The organism is Oleiphilus sp. HI0086, assembly GCF_001635225.1.
Genome location: NZ_LWFZ01000651.1, coordinates 1 through 19,901, shown reverse-complemented (window position 1 = coordinate 19,901; position 19,901 = coordinate 1). Strand labels below are relative to the sequence as shown.

At 45.1% G+C, this 19,901-nt stretch carries 19 protein-coding genes; 18 read left to right on the top strand and 1 reads right to left on the bottom strand.

Translation table 11 applies throughout. The annotated features are described in order from the left end of the window. The first annotated feature begins 93 nt into the window (after nt 1–93). The 6 genes from A3756_RS09100 to queF all read left to right on the top strand — a co-directional run bounded on the left by A3756_RS09100 (nt 94) and on the right by queF (nt 5,784). A complete protein-coding gene (locus A3756_RS09100) occupies nt 94–699 on the top strand; it encodes a hypothetical protein (RefSeq protein WP_068508954.1) in 606 nt (201 codons plus the stop codon). Nucleotides 700–946: 247 nt separating this feature from the next. Further along, nucleotides 947–2,269, top strand: coding sequence for an HD-GYP domain-containing protein (locus A3756_RS09095; RefSeq protein ID WP_068508956.1), 1,323 nt, complete (start codon nt 947–949; stop codon nt 2,267–2,269). A gap of 99 nt (nt 2,270–2,368) precedes the next feature. Then, complete coding sequence (locus tag A3756_RS09090; RefSeq protein WP_068508958.1) at nt 2,369–3,004, top strand: tRNA-uridine aminocarboxypropyltransferase; 636 nt, start codon at nt 2,369–2,371, stop codon at nt 3,002–3,004. Between the two features lie 126 nt (nt 3,005–3,130). Next, nucleotides 3,131–4,063, top strand: a complete 933-nt coding sequence (locus tag A3756_RS09085) for an ABC transporter ATP-binding protein (protein WP_068508960.1) — start codon at nt 3,131–3,133, stop codon at nt 4,061–4,063. Nucleotide 4,064: 1 nt separating this feature from the next. Next, nucleotides 4,065–4,838 (top strand): ABC transporter permease, encoded by a 774-nt coding sequence (locus tag A3756_RS09080; protein WP_068508962.1) that lies wholly within the window; start codon nt 4,065–4,067, stop codon nt 4,836–4,838. Between the two features lie 79 nt (nt 4,839–4,917). After that, entirely contained in the window at nt 4,918–5,784 is an 867-nt protein-coding gene (gene queF / locus A3756_RS09075) for an NADPH-dependent 7-cyano-7-deazaguanine reductase QueF (RefSeq protein ID WP_068508964.1), read from the top strand. A 14-nt stretch (nt 5,785–5,798) separates the two neighbouring features. On the opposite strand, the gene A3756_RS09070 is transcribed toward queF, so the two are convergent. Further along, the gene (locus tag A3756_RS09070) at nt 5,799–7,223 is read right to left on the bottom strand and encodes an adenylate/guanylate cyclase domain-containing protein (RefSeq protein ID WP_231872322.1); all 1,425 of its coding nucleotides are present in this window, start codon (nt 7,221–7,223) and stop codon (nt 5,799–5,801) included. Between the two features lie 203 nt (nt 7,224–7,426). Between A3756_RS09070 and A3756_RS09065 the strand changes: the two genes are divergently transcribed. From A3756_RS09065 to flgL, 12 genes are all read left to right on the top strand, one after another. After that, nucleotides 7,427–8,017, top strand: a complete 591-nt coding sequence (locus A3756_RS09065) for a nitroreductase family protein (protein WP_068508969.1) — start codon at nt 7,427–7,429, stop codon at nt 8,015–8,017. Between the two features lie 225 nt (nt 8,018–8,242). Further along, nucleotides 8,243–8,650 carry a flagellar basal body rod protein FlgB gene (gene flgB, locus A3756_RS09060; RefSeq protein ID WP_068508978.1) on the top strand — a complete coding sequence of 136 codons (408 nt, stop codon included), beginning with the start codon at nt 8,243–8,245 and terminating at the stop codon, nt 8,648–8,650. A 2-nt stretch (nt 8,651–8,652) separates the two neighbouring features. Next, nucleotides 8,653–9,096, top strand: coding sequence for a flagellar basal body rod protein FlgC (gene flgC / locus A3756_RS09055; protein WP_068508971.1), 444 nt, complete (start codon nt 8,653–8,655; stop codon nt 9,094–9,096). A gap of 13 nt (nt 9,097–9,109) precedes the next feature. Beyond that, complete coding sequence (locus A3756_RS09050) at nt 9,110–9,790, top strand: flagellar hook assembly protein FlgD (RefSeq protein ID WP_068508973.1); 681 nt, start codon at nt 9,110–9,112, stop codon at nt 9,788–9,790. 72 nt (nt 9,791–9,862) lie between these two features. Continuing rightward, nucleotides 9,863–11,827: a flagellar hook-basal body complex protein gene (locus tag A3756_RS09045; protein ID WP_068553370.1), complete on the top strand. Its 1,965-nt coding sequence runs from the start codon at nt 9,863–9,865 to the stop codon at nt 11,825–11,827. Between the two features lie 124 nt (nt 11,828–11,951). Beyond that, a complete protein-coding gene (flgF, locus tag A3756_RS09040; protein WP_068511763.1) occupies nt 11,952–12,695 on the top strand; it encodes a flagellar basal-body rod protein FlgF in 744 nt (247 codons plus the stop codon). A gap of 179 nt (nt 12,696–12,874) precedes the next feature. Further along, complete coding sequence (gene flgG, locus A3756_RS09035) at nt 12,875–13,660, top strand: flagellar basal-body rod protein FlgG (RefSeq protein WP_068511766.1); 786 nt, start codon at nt 12,875–12,877, stop codon at nt 13,658–13,660. A gap of 34 nt (nt 13,661–13,694) precedes the next feature. Continuing rightward, nucleotides 13,695–14,393, top strand: coding sequence for a flagellar basal body L-ring protein FlgH (flgH, locus tag A3756_RS09030; RefSeq protein WP_068511767.1), 699 nt, complete (start codon nt 13,695–13,697; stop codon nt 14,391–14,393). After that, a complete protein-coding gene (locus A3756_RS09025) occupies nt 14,393–15,550 on the top strand; it encodes a flagellar basal body P-ring protein FlgI (RefSeq protein ID WP_082865169.1) in 1,158 nt (385 codons plus the stop codon). The genes flgH and A3756_RS09025 overlap by 1 nt, the downstream gene beginning before the upstream one ends. A gap of 43 nt (nt 15,551–15,593) precedes the next feature. Next, nucleotides 15,594–16,706: a flagellar assembly peptidoglycan hydrolase FlgJ gene (gene flgJ / locus A3756_RS09020; RefSeq protein WP_082865168.1), complete on the top strand. Its 1,113-nt coding sequence runs from the start codon at nt 15,594–15,596 to the stop codon at nt 16,704–16,706. Nucleotide 16,707: 1 nt separating this feature from the next. Beyond that, complete coding sequence (gene flgK, locus A3756_RS09015; RefSeq protein ID WP_068553369.1) at nt 16,708–19,398, top strand: flagellar hook-associated protein FlgK; 2,691 nt, start codon at nt 16,708–16,710, stop codon at nt 19,396–19,398. Nucleotides 19,399–19,460: 62 nt separating this feature from the next. Then, nucleotides 19,461–19,901: flagellar hook-associated protein FlgL (flgL, locus tag A3756_RS09010; RefSeq protein ID WP_068553368.1), on the top strand; the 441-nt coding region annotated here is incomplete at its 3' end.

The window sequence follows — 19,901 nt, the reverse complement described above, 5'->3', positions numbered from 1 at the left end:
TCAAGAATTTAAAGCATTTAACTTGATGGCTATCAAGTCAACTAAGCGATAAAATGCCATTTAAATATTGAGCTTTGGAGTAAAAGAGCGCTAATGAAGAGTTTCTCCCGCTTGCTACTAGTCGGACTGTTTGCTTTCTTAACGGCTTGTGCAACCACAGATTATCAAACGCATTATGGTTGGTTTATGGCGGAAAACTCTGCTGGCGAACTTAGACAATTTAGAGTTTATTGGCAGTCTGTTCGTTATGAAGGTTGGACAAGTGACGAGCTTCGCCCAATGCCGGTAGTGATTGAGGCGCAATGTAGCGAGCGGAAAGTTCACTTGTTTGACAGCTCGTTTGGCCCCGGCCGCCGCTGTAGTGATCGCCAAGGTGAAGGAATTGTTTTCTGTGGTCGTTCAGAAGTTGATGTGAATCGACGTGGCTTAGAGATAGAGAATAACTCCCTATGTGCAACGATTACCGATAGACAGGGCTCAAGTAGTATTCTGGATTTGGAGGGAGAAGTCCTCATTCACATGTCTTGCCGCCCAAAACGAACACAAAAAATACGAGGCGGTAAGAAAATAAATATAGATTACCTGCTTAGTTCTCAGCAGCCTTATATCGTCTCTACCAAGAAGGTAAAGGGCGGCGATATTGAGCAATTAGTTCCCGAATTATTCAACCACTCTTCTGTCTGTGACCCGGATGCCTAATATTTGATGGAAGGACGACTTTACTTGGTTACAAATCTAACTGCTAATTGATTAGATCTTGATCTATATTTAGAGTGTAAAAGCTATTTTTGAATAGATGCTAGTGTGACCGGTTTGGCATTGATAAGAAACAACCGGGTATTGTTACCTGAGCTTACATAAGCCAACGCTGCGTAGTGGTGTTGCCTGAAGATATTGTCAAAAATGTAAGGAAGATAACTAAAAGACCAGCTTAGTAGGTATTGTCATGTCGACAAATCGTTTAAAACTCGAAGTAAATGCGCTGAAGGAAGGCATGTTCGTCGCGGACTTGGATTGTCCGTGGCATGAAACGCCTTTTCCTCTACAGGGCTTTTATATTCGTATGGATGACGATGTAAAGGCTTTGAGCGAATACTGTAAATTTGTTTATGTTGACGTGAAGCGAGAAAAGGTCAAAACGGTTCATGCGAATCACGCTGTGCCTAGTTCTGAAAAAGGTAAAAAGGGTATCTCTGGAAGTTCCGAGAATAACCCCGAAATAGAACTCCCTCCCATTGTTGTCAAAGCTCCTCATCACTATGAAGCAAGCGTCTCCATTAACAAAGAAGTTGCCCGCGTAGAAAAGCTTCATCGTCATGTATACGATGCGATTGACCAGGTGTTTCTCACTGTCGAGCAAGGTGGTGATGTAAGCATTAAAGAAACCGAGTCAGTTGCTAAAGGTATGGTCGAAAGCGTTATTCGTAATCCCGATGCCCTGGTTTGGCTGTCTAAAATGAATGAAATAGATGCTTATAGTTATCAGCATTCGGTGAAATCCTCTATATGGGCTTTAGTTTTGGGGCGTCATATGGGCTTGAAGAAGGAGATGCTGGAAACCTTAGCTTTGGGTGTTTTATTGTCGCATATTGGTAAGGCTAGAGTTGCGCAAAAAGTACTTGATGCCTATCCGGACCTTGAGAGTAGCCAACTATCAGCCTATCAGCAATATGTTGAAAAGAGTGTCGAGTTACTAACTGAGATAGAAGGTTTACCTTCTGGCGTTGCATCAATTGTTGAATTTCACCAAGAAAGACACAATGGTACCGGTTACCCGAAAGGTGTGACGGGTGAGCGCATTCCTTTGTTAGCTAAGATTGCCGGTTTGGTTGATTATTATCAGGAGTTGATTACACCGCGTGATGACGAACTGGGTATGTCTCCTTATGATGCTGTTGCCCGTTTATACGAGCTGCGTAATATCGCTTTTCAGAAAGATCTTGTTGAGCGCTTCATTGAAGCGGTAGGCGTATACCCTACAGGTACCTTGGTTGAGCTAAGTTCTGAGGAAGTGGGTATTGTAACCGGGCATAATGAAGATCGCCGCTTACAACCGAAAGTAATGGTTGTACTCGATGCTCAGAAGCGAGCAATGAAGTGCGGTAAAGTGGTAGACCTAAAAGAGGTAAACCGCGATAGAAATGTTTTAAGCATTAAAGACAGTTTACCTAAGGGAGCTTACGACATAGATGAGCAGCGGTACCTGTTATCCGGTGCAACCTCTAAATGGAGTTGGCGACACTTGGCATCCTCATTCGCGTCTGGCTAATTTGTTATTCTCTTCTGGGCGAGCAAGCCTAATAAAACTTGATAAAAGGCAGTTTGATGATTCACACTGCCTTTTTTATTGGCTGAAAGAAGATAAGCGATGGCGAGAGTGTATTGTCAACGGTGCAATAGGCCTGAAAAAGTTTGCTTGTGTGCATCGATAAGCAAACAGAGCAACACAAGAACTCTGATTATTTTTCAGCACGATGACGAACAAAAGAAGCCGCTTTCGACTGTGCCATTAATCCAGCAGGGGTTATCTGGCGTAGAGGTGCTGAACGGCCTAAGATTTGACCGAGAAAAATGCTTCTCTTTGCTAGCAAAGCATGGCGCTTGCAGCCCTTTGCTGTTGTATCCTGAGTCGCTATCTGATGACGAAGAACATCTTGTATTAGATCTGAGCGATCTAGCTTCACCGCTTTTAAAGTCGCTACAACAATATGATTCGCTAGTTATCCTCGATGGCACCTGGAGGAATACCCGGGAGCTGGTTTTGGTGAATACTTGGCTGCAAAGTTTGCCGACACTCGCCCTGTTAAATGCCGGGAAAAGTCGCTATCGTATCCGCAAATCGACACATGAGTTTTCATTATCAACAATTGAAGCGGTCGCAAAAGTGCTGCCCCTATTGGATGAAAATATTGATAGCGAAACTTTGTTGAAGCCTTTTGAGAAAATGATTGATCAGCAGATTCAATATATGGGAGAAGAGGTCTTCCTGCGAAATTACCGATAGGATGCAGAACCCTTTCTTCGAGATAAGCGGATATTCATTCCTTGGTGACTTGAAATTCCTTTGCCTAACCCCAAGATAGAGCACTCCACTTTACCTCTCTACTTACAAGCAGGCACTAAACAAATCATGCAAAACGCTCTAGAGATTCGCGGCTTAAACAAAACTTATGGTAATGGTCATGTCGCTTTGCAGAATGTCAGTGTCAGTGTCGAGCAGGGTGACTTCTTCGCTTTATTGGGGCCTAACGGTGCGGGGAAATCAACGACACTTGGTATTGTTTCTTCCTTGGTTAATAAAAGTTCTGGAGAGGTCAAAATATTTGGCCACGACATCGATAAACAGTTGGTTAAGGCAAAGACCTGTTTAGGTGTGGTGCCTCAGGAGTTTAACTTCAACCAGTTCGAGAAGGTCCGTGATATCGTTATTACTCAGGCTGGTTATTATGGTATTCCCGTTTCAGAAGCTGAGGAAAGTTGTGATCATTATCTGAAGAAACTGGGCTTGTGGGATAAACGGAATGAACCATCCCGTATGCTCTCCGGGGGTATGAAGAGAAGGTTAATGATCGCCAGAGCTTTAGTGCATAAGCCTAAATTGCTCATTCTTGATGAGCCCACAGCGGGTGTAGATATCGAATTGCGACGCTCAATGTGGGAGTTTCTAAAGGAAATCAATGAGCAGGGTACGACAATTATCTTAACGACGCACTACCTGGAAGAGGCGGAAGCGCTATGCCGCAACATTGCGATTATTGATCAAGGGAAAATTCTGACAAATACCAGTAAGCAATCTTTATTACAGCAATTGCATCTGGAAACCTTTGTGCTAGAACTTGATAAACCCATGAGCACTGTTCCTTTGCTAGAGGGCTTTGAGGCAAGACTTAACGAAGAGGGCCTGCTAGAAGTTGATGTGCGCAGTGAGCAAAATATAAATGATCTTTTTTCCAAGTTGGACAGTTTGAGTATTCAGGTCAGGAGTATGCGTAACAAGGCAAACCGCTTAGAAGAGTTGTTTTTGGACTTGGTTGAGAACGCCAAAACGCAGGAGGAAGTGTAAGATGAATGCGCATCAGGTATGGGTCGCTTTCTTGACTATTGTGACCAAAGAGATTCGTCGCTTTACTCGTATATGGGTACAAACATTGTTGCCACCGGCGATAATGATGGCTTTGTACTTCGTCATCTTTGGCAACTTGATTGGCCCGAGAATTGGTGACATGGACGGTTTTGACTACATGGACTTTATTGTTCCCGGCTTAATCATGATGTCAGTGATTACTAACTCCTATGCTAACGTAGTGTCCTCTTTTTTTAGCATGAAGTTTCAACATAGCATTGAAGAAATTCTGGTCTCACCTGTACCTAACTGGGTAGTCTTGTCCGGTTATGTGATGGGCGGTGTTGGTCGCGGTATATCTGTTGGTCTGATCGTGACACTACTGTCGCTGGGTTTTACCGATTTACGTGTTGAAAATATCGCCGTAACGGCCAGCATTGTTATTCTGACGGCTATCCTGTTCTCGATAGGCGGTTTTATCAATGCGATTTATGCGACAAAATTCGATGACATATCGATAGTGCCAACGTTTATATTGACGCCACTTACTTACTTGGGGGGTGTTTTTTATAGTATCAGTTTGTTGCCTGAGTTCTGGCAGGGGGTCTCCCAAATTAACCCTATACTGTATATGGTTAACGCTTTTCGCTATGGTATTCTTGGTGTAAGTGATGTCGATATTGGTATTTCATATTTGATGATTTGCGGATTTATCGTAATAGGCTTTTCTTATGCGCTTTACTTATTGAATCGCGGAAAAGGCATAAGAGCGTAATATGATTTTGCCTCTAAGCTAATATATAAGAATCAGTACATAGCGTAGTTTTTTCACTTTCAGAACTTAGGAGTAAAAAGTGACGGATGCTCATCAAAGCCAATTAGGTAAAGGGACTGAATACGATCAAAGCTATTCACCCGAGATACTTTTTCCCTTAGACCGAAAACAAAATCGTGAAAGTCTGAACCTGAGTGCTGATATTCCTTTTCATGGTGAAGACCGCTGGACCTGTTACGAGCTGTCCTGGCTTAACTCAAAAGGTAAGCCTCAGGCAGCGATCGCGTACTTTAGCATTCCATGTGATTCGCCATACATGATTGAATCGAAGTCTTTTAAGCTTTATTTGAACTCTTTCAACCACCTTTCTTTCAAAGATGCTTCGGCTGTAGAGCGATTGTTAAGTAAAGACTTAAGTGCTGCGGCCGGTGGAATCGTTTCTGTAGAGGTTCTTGCATTAAAAGATACAAGACATCATGTGGCAGAGAATTTATGCCAGGGAAGTTCAGCAGAAGAGTCTTTATATGCTAGCGCAGAGTGTATTGATGAAATAGATGCGGAAGACTTTGAATATCAGCCGAACCCTGAGCTACTCAAAACGGTGCCAGGTGGGGTTGAGGTGAACGAGACGCTCTACTCTGACTTGCTTCGCTCGAATTGTCCTGTGACGGGGCAACCAGACTGGGGGACTGTATTTATTCATTACGCGGGGCAGCAGATAGATCGCGAGAGCTTACTAAAATATATTGTATCTTTTAGGCAGTGTCAGGACTTTCATGAGCATTGTGTCGAGCGAATCTTTATTGATTTACTGCAATATTGCCATTGTGATTCTTTAAGTGTTTATGCGCGCTACACTCGCCGAGGTGGCTTGGATATCAACCCCTACCGCGCAACAGCAGATCTTAAGGCGAGAACGGAGAGCCTGAGAACTCCAAGGCAGTAACGAGCGTTATTGTGTTAGCTGTCTTTTAGTTTCTCAGTTGCTTTTTCAAGGGCATGGACGATAGCGTCTTTATTAGTGTCGTCTATTTTTCCGGTATCCAGATACATCGCAAACCCTTCAGCTTCATGCTCTATGAAGCTCTGACCGGCACCGATATCGCGTCTAAGGTCAACGATTTGATAAATCGGAACGGGTCTAGCGAAGCCTTTAACGGTAATCTCTCCCTTATCACGACACATAACCTTATCTTTTATCAGAGAGAAAGTTTCGTAAGAAACCAGGATTTCGCCTGGCTCTGATAGTGCTTCCAAGCGAGAAGCCAAGTTAACTTCCTTGCCGATAATGGTGTAGTCCATGCGGTTTTCAGCGCCAAAATTTCCTACAGTGCTGAAGCCCGTACTGATCCCAATCCGAATTTGCAGTGGCGTCTTGATTCCTTGGCTCTTCCACTTTTGACGCAGTATCTTCATGTGCTTACGCATCTCAATTGCCATGGAAACACAAGCCATCGTATCTTCTTTAGCGCCACGACTGGTTGGGTCACCAAAGAAAATCATAATACTGTCGCCAATAAACTTATCGATTGTGCCGCCGTATTTTAAGGCGATTTGCGACATTTCGTTGAAGTAGTTGTTCAGCAGCTCGGTCAAACCTTCGGGTTCCATTTCTTCCGACAGCTCTGTAAAACCTTTGATGTCAGAGAAGAAGATAGATAGACGCTTGCGCTGTGTTTCCAGGCGCACGTCACGTTCGCCGGTAAAAATTGACTGCCAGACTTGTGGAGATAGGTATTTAGCAAGCTTGTGAGAAAGCGATATAGACTGCTCTCTTTGTGTCTGAATCTGGTGCTTGGCCTTATGTAAGGCTTCGGCTTGTTGGTGGGTATAGTAAGCAGTAACCGAGACATAGACTGTAGCGCTAATACCGGCCACTAGATCGACAATCATTGGTGCGTGAGGCGCGAAGTCAAGGCCGAATATCATGGAGGAAATAATGGTGGAGGTAAGTAAGATTAGGTTGCCTTTGAGCCAGGTCGACATACCTCCAACGACGATGAAGCTAAAACTCGCCATGAGAATATTGAATATGGTTGCCGTCGGGCTGAAGTCAATTAGTACAATAATGACACCGACCAAAGCGCCATCTATTAGTAGTGTGTTCTCACGTGCTGCAGCGCTTTGCTCTAGCTTTAAATGTCTAATAACAAAGTAAAGAAGGTGTGGCCATAACATGGCCGCAGGAATAAACCAGATCAAGTAGTCGTGGAAATGTCCTTCAAGAACACCGACCGCCATCGTGATACTAGACGTCAAATAAGCCAAAACCCTGCCGTTGTATGCGGGCATGACTGACGGTGGCGTATCTATTTTGTCGGTGGAGTGTTGTGTCGCCTTATTCTGTGTTGACGATTTTTTATTAGATATTTTCAATGGGATCATTTTTTCATACATCTCTGATAAGCAGCAAAGGTTATCAGTTCCCTTATATATAGACAAATTTTGCTTACACTGTTTTAATTTCGTTCTTGGGAAATAGCGCTTGCACTAAGGTTTCGTGATCTAAATGTGGTTATATCATTATGTTCACCTGAAAAGAATAGTGCAGGTTAGGTAGCTTATATTAAAGCAGGAGATACGCGGGTATGAATGAGCATAAAACAATTGATGAGGCGGGCTCTCATGCGGTGTTGGAAATATTGAAGTCCAGGGTTTCTCATCCTCGCTTGAGTGCTCCTGCCCCAAGCCCTGATCAAATGGAAACTGTTTTTCAAGCAGCGCTTAGGACGCCTGACCATAAATGCTTAAAGCCATGGCGATTTCTTGTGATCGAAGGGGACTCGTTACATCGTCTGGGTGATTTGTTTTGTCAGGCTGCTGAAGCGAATGAGGGAAAGCTTAGTGAAGCGCAAGAAAATAAATACCGCTCAATGCCGCTTCGGGCACCCAAGATCATCGTTGCTGTGTCCAAAAACATCGAACACCCTAAAGTACCTTTCGAAGAGCAGGTTGTGTCCTGCGGCGTTGCGGTGGGTTATATGTTGTTAGCGCTTCAGGCGCAGGGCTTTGGTGGTATTTGGCGTACCGGAGAAATGGCATTGAATGGCGACGTGAAGCAAGGCCTGGGTTTATCGCTCGAGGAGTCTATCGTGGGCTTCTTATATATTGGTACACCGCTTGCCGAAGCCAAAAAGTTAGCGCCTGTTGCTAGTAAGGATTACTTTGTCCCATGGTAGTGCTAGGCGATTTTCCTCTGACTATAAATTGGGTCAACCCAGGTGATATCTTCGCTTGTTCCCTCAAAAAACGGCAAATCTAAAAGGATAGGAATTGCCGATCTAAAAAACTCCATAAAACCATAAGTATTTGATTTTTAAGTATTAAAAAAATATTTATTGGTTGGCATCGCAATTGCTTTATCTAATCGTAGAAACTTTATGATGAAGCAAGTGGGAGTATCGATGTCGATTTCATTCAGCAATGCATTAGGAATTCACGAACAAGCGCTGGAGTTACGTGTTAACCGTGCTGAGGTGTTGGCTAATAACTTGGCTAATGCAGATACACCCGGATTTAAGGCAAGAGATATAGACTTCAAAGCGGTCCTGGGTAATGAAATGGCTAGCCAGGGAGGCGCAAAGTCTCTCGAGATGGCGACCACGAACGGACAGCACTTGCCTCATGCTAACTCGAGCGGAAGCAATGAGTTGCTTTATCGAACGCCCAGCCAGCCATCTGTTGACGGTAATACCGTTGATACCCAAGAAGAAATGGCAGAGTTTATGAAGAATACCTTGCAATACCAATCCAGCTTCCAGTTTTTGAATGGCAAGTTCAAGTCACTAACCAATGCGATTCGGGGTGAATAAATATGTCTCTTAGTCAGATTTTTGATATTGCCGGATCCGGCATGGCTGCTCAATCTATTCGCTTGAATACCACTGCTAGTAATATTGCTAATGCAGACAGTGCGGCAAGTAGTATTGATGAAGTATATCGCGCCCGAAAGCCCATCTTTTCGGCTGTCCAAGAAGATGCCATGCGCCAGGCAGTTGGTGGGGATTTCTTACAGCAGACGCCTGAGTCGGTAGGTGTTGAAGTAAAAGGGATTGTTGAAAGTGATGCACCTTTGGATATGCGTTACCAGCCTGACCACCCGTTGGCTGATGAGCAGGGATATGTGATGTACCCGAATGTAAATGTCGTTGAAGAGATGGCTGACATGCTTTCTGCTTCTCGAAGCTTTCAAACCAATATTGATGTAATGGATGCGGCAAAAACAATGATGCAGCGTTTGTTAACGCTAGGTCAGTAAGGGGCTAAATCTTATGACAGATATAAATACAACGGTGTCTTCTGCTGATGCTTTATCAGACTACCGCTATGAACCGACGACCAAAACACAAGGTTCGTCTGATCTAGGTCAGAATGAGTTTATGGAGTTGATGATTGCCCAGATGGAGAATCAAAGCCCGCTGGACCCTCAAGATAATGGTGAGTTCATTTCTCAGTTAGCAGAGTTTAGCTCTCTTGAAGAAATGCAGAAACTAAGTTCGCAAGTAGAAAGTTTTGCAACCCAGTATCAGTCTAGTCAGGCTTTGCAGGCTTCTGCAATGGTTGGGCGAACGGTTTTGGTGCCAGGTACTGAAGCTCCCATGGCGGCAGACGGAACAATTAGTGGATTGGTTGATCTTGAAGCCAGTACAGGTTCATTAAAGGTAAGTATCTTTAACGGTTCTGGTGAGTTGGTTAATCAGGTGGATATGGGGCAACAACTTGCCGGTTCTGTACCATTCTCGTGGGATGGAACAAATAGCAAGGGGGAGCAGATGCCCTATGACAATTACACGATCGCTGCTGAATCGAATCAAGGAGGAGATGTAAGTCAAATTACGACCTTGCTTTCCGCCAATGTGAGTAGCGTATCGATCGGGACTGGTGGTGCCATTTCGCTTAACTTAGCCGGTATGGGCGCTATTCCTTTAGAAGATGTTAGAGAGATTAACTAGGCATGAGTATGTGTCTGGCGTGCGAAATAATTGTAATCATTACGACAAAAAGAATCAGAAGAGAGGTGTAGTATGCCGTTTAACGTTGCATTAGGTGGGTTGAGAGCATCCTCCACGGACTTGGAAGTTACGGGTAATAACATTGCGAACGCGAGTACTGTTGGTTTTAAGCGTTCGCGTGCCGAGTTTGGTGATGTTTATTCCAATAGTTTTTTCGGCAGGGGGGCTACCTCAACGGGAGACGGTGTCGCAGTACAAAATATTCGACAGATGTTTGGTCAGGGTAACGTAAGCTTTACTGACAATAACCTGGACTTAGCAATTACCGGAAATGGCTTTTTCGTGCTTAGTGATCAGGGTGAGGCCAAATATTCGCGTGCTGGTCAGCTAGGTGTGGATAAAGATGGTTTCATGGTCAATAACACGGGTATGCGTGTCCAGGGCTTTCAGGCTGATGAAGGTGGGACGGTATCGGGAGTTCTGGGTGATCTGGTTGTTGATGCGAATGATCTGCCTCCATCAAGATCAACTAATGTCGAAGCAGCTTTGAATCTGGATTCTTCAGAAGAAGCTTTGACTCAGAGTGGCACAACGATTAACTCGAACGGTGCAACGGATGTTGGTGTAGCACAAGCAGGAATTGTGAATGGCTATGCGAGTCAGGATATCGAAGTGACCTTTCCGGATGGCACGTCGCAGACCATTACAACGACTGCGGAATCAACTGCCGGGGCAATTGCATCTCAGTTTTCGCTTTTAGAAGGTGTGGATGCGACTGCTAGTACCAGCTCTACAATAACCTTAGCTGGATATGATAATGCCTCAGGAAATATGAGTATTAGCTTAAACGGAATTAGTTTCCAGCCAGCCGGTGCAACAGATGCATTGCAATTGGCCGACTTGGGAACTCGTATTAACTCGTCTGCGTTGGTGGGGGTTACCGCCGTCATAGATAGTGCTACTGGTGATTTGCAGATTATTCAGGATCAAGGAGCTAACTTGGTATTCGGTTTTGCGGGTGTCTCGGGCGATAGTTTTGAGGTTCTTGGGAGTGATGCCGCGGCGACGCCGGTAGTGCTTGACCCTGATGCTGTTCCTGCCGTTTTGAATGCGACTGTAGGTGGTGGAGTTAGCATTGTACTTGACGAGGGGGTCGTTGCGACCAACTTAAGTGCCACAACGCCCGTCATTACCAACTTTACCGGTGCGCCTTTTGTTAATAACCAATTTTCACCAACGGATCCTGGTACCTATAACCACGCGACGTCAACGACTATTTTTGACAGTCTTGGTAACTCTCATGTTTTGACCATGTATTTCGTTAAGCAGCAGTCTTCGTTGTCGGGAGAAAATACCTGGCAAATGCATGTGCAGGTGGATAACCAGGATGTTGGAGATCCATTAATTGGAACAGATGCATCGCGAGCGACTTATAATTTGGTATTCCGCGATGACGGTACTTTAAATGAAACATTGTCAGATGATGTTTTGATTTCTAATTGGGACCCTTTAGATAGTCAAGGCAATCAAAATGGGGCGGCACGACCTTTGAATGTTGTGGATGGCGGGGTTTTGCCGATTCCTCAGCCGCCAACTAGCTCAAACTTTGAGGTAGATGTATCATCGTTTACTCAGTTTGGTAGCCCGTTTGCTGTAAATGACTTAAGTCAGAATGGTTATACCACAGGTCGATTAGTCGGTCTGGATGTCGATGAGTCGGGTGTCATTCTGTCTCGTTTCTCCAACGGTGAGTCTTTGGTTCTAGGGCAGGCAGCTTTGGCTAACTTCAATGACGTAGAAGGCTTATCACCTGATGGCGATAGTGTTTGGGTGCAGACTTTTGCTTCGGGTGACCCGATTGTCGGGGCGCCTGGTACGGCGTCTTTGGGTCTATTAACGGCCTCTGCAGTTGAGCAATCGAATGTTGATTTATCTGCTGAGCTGGTAAATCTGATTGTTGCGCAGCGTAACTATCAGGCCAACTCCAAGACCATTGAGACGGCCGATACAATCCAGCAAACTATCTTGAATATCTAGTACTGAATTTCGCTCATAGCCTTCCTTGTTTGGGTTGGCTAGATAATTGCAGAGCTTAGGCTAAGGCGTTTGCAGTGTCCGTTTCTTTGACGCTGCGTATTGTTTGATCCTAATGGTGAAGTAAATGGATAAAGCGTTATATATTGCAATGAGTGGTGCCAAGCAGAATATGCTGGCGCAGCGCGCTCATGCCAATAATTTGGCAAATATTAATACGACGGCGTTTAAAGAAGATTTCGCTCAGGCGCGTGCTATGCCGGTGTTTGGCGAGCATCATCCATCGAGAGCCTATGCCTTGACCGAAAGGCCGGGAACAAATTTTGAGGCGGGTCCCCTGAATCAAACCGGCAACCCTTTGGATGTTGCGGTAAAGGGTGATGGATGGATTGCGGTTCAGGCCGCAGATGGTTCGGAAGCCTATACCCGGGCAGGCGACCTGCAGGTAGATGTCAATGGGCAGCTAAGGGCTGGCATTGGTTTGCCTGTTTTGGGTAATGGTGGTCCAATTGTTTTGCCGCCTTCGGCAACTGTTGAGATTGGTGCTGACGGTACGGTTTCGGTTCTTCCTTTGGGTGGTGGAGCTGTTGGCTTAGCGGCGGTTGATCGAATTAAGCTAGTTAATCCCGACCCTGATATGATCGAAAAGAAAGAAGATGGTCTATTGCATATGAAGGGTGATGAGCCACCGGCAGTTGCTGACCCGAACATCAAACTGGAAACGGGGTTTCTGGAAGGTTCTAATGTAAATGCGGTATCGTCTTTAACAGATATCCTATCTCTATCGCGACAGTATGAGCTTCAAGTTAAATTAATGAGCCAGGCTGATCAAATTTCTCAACAAACGGCACGTTTGTTGCAGTTCTCCTAGTAAGACCTGAAAAACGTCATAAAAGCGGCACGTAGTTGCAGATTTATAGAGTGCTGATTTTTTGACTGCTTCGTTAGCGGTATTTGCTTACTAGCTTTAAATAAGGGGTATCACAGATAGCCCTTAAACGCTTCAGGTCTGATTGATTCGCAGTAGAATTTCAATTTGGGAGAAGCATCATGCATCCAGCTCTTTATGTCAGTAAAACCGGTCTAAGTGCACAAGATATGTCCTTGACCACGATTTCCAACAACTTGGCGAATGCTAGTACGGTTGGCTTTAAGCGTGATGAAGCGGTTTTTCAGGACCTGTTGTATCAGGTGAAAAGAGAGCCAGGTGGCTTGAACTCACAAAACTCTCAATTACCATCTGGTCTCCAGCTCGGTACGGGTGTCAGGATCGAAGGGACGACTAAGCAATTTACCCAAGGCTCCTTAGAAGTGACTGACCAGGCTCTCGATTTAGCCGTTAATGGTAGAGGCTTTTTCCAAGTTATATTGCCAGATGGCTCGACCAGTTATACCCGAGATGGGCAGTTCCAGGTTAACTCAGATGGCCAAGTCGTCACTGCTGGTGGCAACCTATTAGAACCCGCCATCACTATTCCACAGAATGCTTCTTCAGTGACGATCGGCGAAGATGGCATTGTATCGGTCAGTATTTCTGGTGAAACCACTGCACAGCAAGTTGGCCAGATTAATACGGTCGACTTTATTAATCCCCAAGGTTTGAAAGCGCTAGGGAATAACCTGTTTGCTGAAACTGAAGCCAGTGGTAACCCTCAAGGGGGCACGCCGGGCTTGGCAGGTTTTGGTGAGGTTAAGCAAGGCATGCTAGAGCAATCGAACGTAGATACGGTGCAAGAGCTGGTCAGCATGATTACTGTCCAGCGCGCCTATGAAATGAACTCAAAAGTTGTGTCTACGGCTGACCAGATGCTCCAGTACATTGGGCAGAACCTGTAATACGCGCTTAGTTGTTTGAGGGGAAGGTGATTATATGAGGCAGATTAATCAAGTATTCAAAGCAGTGCTAGGCCTGAGCTTGGTCGTGTTGACTAGTGCATGCAGCATCATGACTCGTGAGCACCCTTTGCCCAATGACCCGGCTTACGCTCCTGTACCTTCGAGTGCGCTGAAATCAGGTGAAATGGTGACGGGGTCGATCTATCAGGTTAACCGAAACTTTAGTATGTATGGTGATCAGGTTGCCTTAAACGTTGGTGATATTCTGACGGTTACCTTGCAAGAAAACACCAGTTCATCCAAGTCAGCAGATACCAGCTATGACAAAGATGATGAAGTGACTTTTAATGAGGCAACCATTCTAGGCAATGTTATTCAAAAACATGGTTTGAGCCTTTTGACTAATCCTAGCTTAGAGCGAGCGTTTGATGGTAAGGCATCTAGTGATCAGAGCAATAGCTTGAGCGGTAGTATTTCAGTCACAGTTTCAGAAGTTTTGCCAAATGGCATTCTTCGAATTCAGGGAGAGAAGTGGCTGCGCTTGAACCAGGGAGATGAATATATTCGTTTAACCGGTTTGGTGAGGCCGCAAGATATTGGCACAGATAATACGATCCCGTCTTCTAAGGTTGCTGATGCTCGTATTGCCTATGGTGGAACAGGAGATTTTGATGATGTTAATCGTCAAGGCTGGTTGTCCCGATTCTTCAACAGTGAATGGTGGTTCATGTGATGTCTTATAGTGTAAAGGCTTCTTACAAAGCTACTGCAGCGGGTATCGCTTCTTTAGTTAGCTCGTTCTGCCGCTCCAGTTTATTGTTGCTGGGTTTTGCTTTGGTTAGTTTTGACGTTAGCGCGGATCGTTTAAAAGATATTGCCAATGTACAGGGGGTTCGTTCGAATCAGCTGGTTGGTTATGGTTTGGTTGTCGGTTTAAGTGGTACAGGAGATAACACGCCTTTTACTAGCCAGACCTTCCGCAACATGATGAATAAATTTGGTATCACCATTCCTGAAGGTGTGGATCCGAAGTCAAAGAATGTAGCAGCGGTTTCAATTCATGCAGAGCTTCCGCCTTTCGCTAAACCTGGGCACAAGATTGATATCACAGCCTCATCGTTAGGAGACTCCAAGAGCCTTAGAGGTGGTAGCTTATTGATGACTCCGTTAAAGGGCGCAGATGGGCGCGTTTATGCGCTTGCTCAAGGCAGCCTTGTCGTCGGTGGTTTTGGTGCTGAAGGTGCCGATGGCTCCTCTATTCAGGTTAACGTTCCGAGTGTGGGACGGATTCCTAATGGCGCGACGGTTGAACGAGCCATCGCATCTCCTTTTCATCGTGGCGACACATTAACCTTTGATTTACATCGCCCGGACTTCACAACGGCGATGAATTTAACCAAGAAGATTAATGACTTGCTAGGGCCTAATACAGCTTACGCCAGCGATGCAGCTTCGATTACCGTCAAAGCCCCTCGCGATGCATCTCAGCGAGTTAGCTTTTTGTCGATGCTCGAAAATATGAATGTTGAAACAGGGGAAGAAGCGGCGAGAGTGATTATTAACTCTCGTACCGGCACCATCGTTGTCGGTCAGAACGTTAAGGTGCTTCCAGCTGCGGTTACCCACGGAAGTCTTTCGGTAACAATTACTGAAGACCCTGCAGTCAGTCAACCAAATCCGCTTGGAGGTGGTCAGACGGTTGTCGTACCACGCTCCGATGTTGATGCAGAACAAGAACCTAGTCGAATGTTTCAGTTTGGCCCTGCAGCGACGCTGAGCCAGATTGTTCAAGCGGTTAATCAAGTTGGTGCTGCGCCAGGAGATATCATGGCTGTACTCGAAGCCTTGAAGCAGGCTGGTGCCTTAAAAGCAGATTTAATTGTTATATAGAAAGAAATATAAGCAAAGCCATGTGGAACCTTAGAGGTTAGTGATGAATAGCGCACTGATGAGTCAGATAAATAATCCGATGATGATGGCGACTGATAATATAGGGAATCAGTTGCAGAACAGTGCTGCCCGTTTTAATAAGCATACCCAGGGCTTAAATGACTATAACAATCTCAATGCTCTGCAGTCTCTTAAGCATCAATCCAAGACAGATAGAGACGGCGCCCTAGATGCTGCCGCCAAACACTTTGAATCGATATTCGTCTCGATGATGATTAAAAGTATGCGCGATGCTAATAAGGTATTTTCTGAAGGAAACCTATTGCAAAGCAACCAATCAGACTTTTATCAGCAGATGTTTGATAGCCAGATGGCAGTAAGCTTATCAACTGGTAAAGGTATTGGTCTGGCTGAAGTGATCAAGCGACAAATGTCAAAAGGCGTAGGTGGTGAAGAGTCAGATTTAAGTTCCTATCCATTAACCTCTCAAGACAAATCTTTTTCTCTGAAAGACTATGCGCGCCAGCCATTTGTTAGCGCAGAGAAAATTGCAAAGATTGAAACGGCAATGAATCAAATTGATCAGACGATTGCTAGCCTGGACTCAGATAAAGTTGCTGAATCAAGTAAGTTAGACTTCAGTTCTCCCGATCAATTTATCGCTTCTCTTTATCCCTATGCTAAACAGGCAGAGCAAGAAACAGGTATTGATGCTCGTCTAATGTTGGCTCAGTCAGCACTGGAAACTGGTTGGGGTAAACGAGAGATCTTAAATTCTGATGGTAGTCCTAGCCATAATTTATTTGGTATTAAGGCGCAAACAGGATGGACGGGTGACAGCACAAATATAACGACGACTGAATATCGAAATGGTGTCGCAGTGAAGGAGCGCGCAGACTTTAGGTCTTATTCGGGTTACCAGGAAAGCTTTTCAGATTATGCGCGTTTTTTGAGTACTAATGCCCGATATGAGCAAGCGCTCGAGAAAGCGGGTGATCCGTATGACTTTGCACACGAGCTACAAGATGCCGGCTATGCAACCGACCCAGACTATGCCAACAAGATTAATCGTATTATTGGTCGTTATATGAATATTGATGAACTTTCTAGTCTGGACCTTGGCTCTACCGCAAGCAAATTAGGAATTGGAGGCTGATATGCCAGATCTAATCGGTATTGGCCTTTCAGGTCTACAAGCTCATCAGACAGCCTTATCGGTCACGGGTAATAATGTTTCTAATACCAATACACCTGGCTACAGTCGTCAGGAGGCCGTGTTTGTAGATAATAAATCTATTCTTACTGGTAGTGGTTACACTGGTCAGGGCGCGAATATTGCCACGATTCGTAGAAATGCAGAGGATTTTATTAGCGAGCAGGTTCGTGCCGATACAACCGTTTATCATGAACGTGATGCAGTGCTTACTCAAGCAGAGTCGATCGATAACTTGCTTGCCAGCACGACAACTGGTTTGACGCCTGCTATGACTGCTTTCTTCCAAGCCTTCCAAGGTGGCGCTGATGACCCAACCTCTATCCCTCAGCGACAGTTATTATTGACGCAAACCGAAGGTTTGGTTTCCAGGTTTCATGCATTGGACAATCGACTTAATTCTCAGATGGAAAATATTGACGTAGAGCTGGCGGCCTCGGTTGCTGCGATCAATAGTTTGTCTCAAGGTTTGGCCGAATTGAATCAGTCTATTGCTGTTGCAATTGGTGCAGGGCAGGGTGATTTACCCAACAATTTATTAGATGCTCGGGATGAAGCTTTACGAGAGCTATCTGAATACGTAAACGTAGCAGTTTTTCCTACAGGAGCAGATGGTCAGGTCAACGTATTTGTGGGAAATGGTCAGCCTCTTGTTTTAGGAAGCTCTTCAAATCAGTTGGATGTGACTTTAAACCCTAGTGACACTGAACGAAAAGAAATTGTTATGCAGGTTAATGGTCGCTCTCAGATAATTAGTAATGAGCTGACCGGCGGAAAAGTAGGTGGGCTTCTAGACTTTAGAGACAATGAACTTACAACAGCAGTTAATAGTCTCGGTCGTATAGCTATGGTTTTGTCAGACACCGTCAACAAGCAGCATGGCTTGGGTATGGATCTGGAAGATAATTTAGGCGGCCTATTCTTTAGGGATGTTAATGAGGAAGTGTTGGCACGAAGCCGCGTTCTGGGAAATAGTACCAATGCTGAACCTCAAGATCATAGTATGCAGGTTAACATCATTGATGCGACCGAGTTGACAACCAACGATTACGACCTGAAATTTGAAGGTCCATCGAGCAACGATTATACCCTGTTCATCGCAGGTACAAATAATGTTGTGACCAAAGGGATACTACCTGGAATTTTTCCGGCTAGTGTTGAAGTCGATGGTTTTCAGCTGCAGTTTAATTCCGGCACTTTCAAGGTTGGTGATCGTTTTGTTATTAAACCCACAAAAAATGGTGCAGAGGATATAGGCGCAGAAATTGACAGGGTTGAAGCGATTTCTTTCGCCGCCCCAGTTCGTGCGGATGCTAACCTGGGTAATACCGGTAATGCGAATATTAGCCTTGGGACCATGCTTGATGTAGAGAGCCCACTGACTAACGCAACCTTGCCTATCTTTGCTACCGAAGGGCAGTTGTCTCCACCCTTGGAAATTGAGTTTATTACTGACACCCGATTTCAAGTATTGAATGTGTCTGATCCGGCTAATCCGATACCGCTTACGCCAGCGATGAATAACCTATTGTACAACCCTGGTATTACCAATACGATTTTCACCTCTGACCCAGGAGAAATGCGAGTTTCGGCATTGGGAAGCGATACCTTTCAGGTTGGAACGCCAGCGGCGAGTACTGGCACTTTGGTTAATGGTTTTGGTGCTCAAAACCTAACTATCTTGAAGCGTGATACTGAGACGGGTGTCGTTAACTCTCAGGTTCTGGGAATAACGGCGAACAGTTCTGCAAAGGAAATTGCTGATAGCTTACAGGCTGTTCAAGGGATTCAGGCAAATGCTTATACCCAGGTTCGTTTGGATAATTTCGTTGATGCGGCCAATGGTACAGACCTTGGCTTCGTCATCAATGGTGAAACCATTACCATTCCGGCAGGTAGTATTTCGACTCAAGATGACCTGGCTAGTTTGATTAATGAAAACACGACTTTGCAGGATTTGGATATCTATGCTGTAAGTGATGGCAATGACGTTGAAATTCATGCCAGTAACGGTATTGATATTGTTGTGTCTGTCACTGGTGCGGCAGGTGACAGTGTCAATGTCAGTGCTGTGGATCCTTATAACCCGGGCGCATTTTCAGCGGATACAGAAACGGTGATAGCGGGAAATGGTGTTTCTGTCGGTGGCGCGGTTGACGTAACACTTGCGGATGGCATCAGCTTTACCTCTGACGTCGATAGTGTTTTTGAACGGGCACCCGTAGGGCAGTCAATTTACCTCGGGTTTCAGTTCGAGATTAAAGGCCAAGCTGAGGCGGGTGATAGTTTCAGAATAGATTACAACACAGGTGGTGTCTCGGATAACCGCAATGCTTTAGCCATGGCTGGGTTGGAAAGTGCAGGGACGGTTCAAGGTGGTGTGATTAGCTATGGTGAAGCCTATTCACAGATTATTGAAGAAATTGGCACAGTAACCAATCGGGCACGTCTGGAAGCTGATTCTGCGAAAGCCTTATTGGTTCAGTCTGAAAACAATAGAGAGTCTATCTCTGGTGTTAACCTGGATGAAGAAGCGGGTAAGCTGGTGCAGTTTCAGTCTGCTTATAACGCATCGGCACAAGTTGTATCGGTTGCCAGAGAGCTTTTTGATACGCTATTGAATGCCTTTAGATAGAGTTTAATTGAAGATAGAGTTGGGAAAAACAGGGGTGGTTTAAGTACCATCAAGTGACGCTTATGAGAATATCAACGCAGCAGCTTTTTAACCGTGGTCTGGAAGCGATTCAGGATGTTCAGTCTGATCAGCAAAAGACACAGTTACAAATATCGACGGGCAAGAAAGTCTTAACGCCTGCGGATGACCCGGTTGCTTCAACTCGAATTTTGGAGCTGAATCAGGAACTGGAGCTAAACTCTCAGTTTCAACGGAATATTGAACTGGCTCGTGGTCATTTAAACTTGCAAGACGACTTACTTGGTAGTATCAACTCAGTTGTCCAGCGTATTCGTGAATTGACGGTGACCGCAGGGAACGGTGTTCTAAACAAAAGTGATTTATCGGCGATTTCAACCGAGGTGAAGGAACGCTTGTCGCAACTTGCGGGTTTGATGAACTCACAAGATGCCAGCGGTGAATATTTATTTAGTGGCTTTCAGGGTGGTACGGAGCCCTTTCAG

Bases quoted from the DNA above. Each gene is read 5' to 3' on its own strand.
- A3756_RS09100 (WP_068508954.1), top strand. From the start codon at position 94: ATGAAGAGTTTCTCCCGCTTGCTACTAGTCGGACTGTTTGCTTTCTTA.
- A3756_RS09095 (WP_068508956.1), top strand. From the start codon at position 947: ATGTCGACAAATCGTTTAAAACTCGAAGTAAATGCGCTGAAGGAAGGC.
- A3756_RS09090 (WP_068508958.1), top strand. From the start codon at position 2,369: ATGGCGAGAGTGTATTGTCAACGGTGCAATAGGCCTGAAAAAGTTTGC.
- A3756_RS09085 (WP_068508960.1), top strand. From the start codon at position 3,131: ATGCAAAACGCTCTAGAGATTCGCGGCTTAAACAAAACTTATGGTAAT.
- A3756_RS09080 (WP_068508962.1), top strand. From the start codon at position 4,065: ATGAATGCGCATCAGGTATGGGTCGCTTTCTTGACTATTGTGACCAAA.
- A3756_RS09070 (WP_231872322.1), bottom strand. From the start codon at position 7,223: ATGATCCCATTGAAAATATCTAATAAAAAATCGTCAACACAGAATAAG.
- A3756_RS09065 (WP_068508969.1), top strand. From the start codon at position 7,427: ATGAATGAGCATAAAACAATTGATGAGGCGGGCTCTCATGCGGTGTTG.
- flgB (WP_068508978.1), top strand. From the start codon at position 8,243: ATGTCGATTTCATTCAGCAATGCATTAGGAATTCACGAACAAGCGCTG.
- flgC (WP_068508971.1), top strand. From the start codon at position 8,653: ATGTCTCTTAGTCAGATTTTTGATATTGCCGGATCCGGCATGGCTGCT.
- A3756_RS09050 (WP_068508973.1), top strand. From the start codon at position 9,110: ATGACAGATATAAATACAACGGTGTCTTCTGCTGATGCTTTATCAGAC.
- A3756_RS09045 (WP_068553370.1), top strand. From the start codon at position 9,863: ATGCCGTTTAACGTTGCATTAGGTGGGTTGAGAGCATCCTCCACGGAC.
- flgF (WP_068511763.1), top strand. From the start codon at position 11,952: ATGGATAAAGCGTTATATATTGCAATGAGTGGTGCCAAGCAGAATATG.
- flgG (WP_068511766.1), top strand. From the start codon at position 12,875: ATGCATCCAGCTCTTTATGTCAGTAAAACCGGTCTAAGTGCACAAGAT.
- flgH (WP_068511767.1), top strand. From the start codon at position 13,695: ATGAGGCAGATTAATCAAGTATTCAAAGCAGTGCTAGGCCTGAGCTTG.
- A3756_RS09025 (WP_082865169.1), top strand. From the start codon at position 14,393: ATGTCTTATAGTGTAAAGGCTTCTTACAAAGCTACTGCAGCGGGTATC.
- flgJ (WP_082865168.1), top strand. From the start codon at position 15,594: ATGAATAGCGCACTGATGAGTCAGATAAATAATCCGATGATGATGGCG.
- flgK (WP_068553369.1), top strand. From the start codon at position 16,708: ATGCCAGATCTAATCGGTATTGGCCTTTCAGGTCTACAAGCTCATCAG.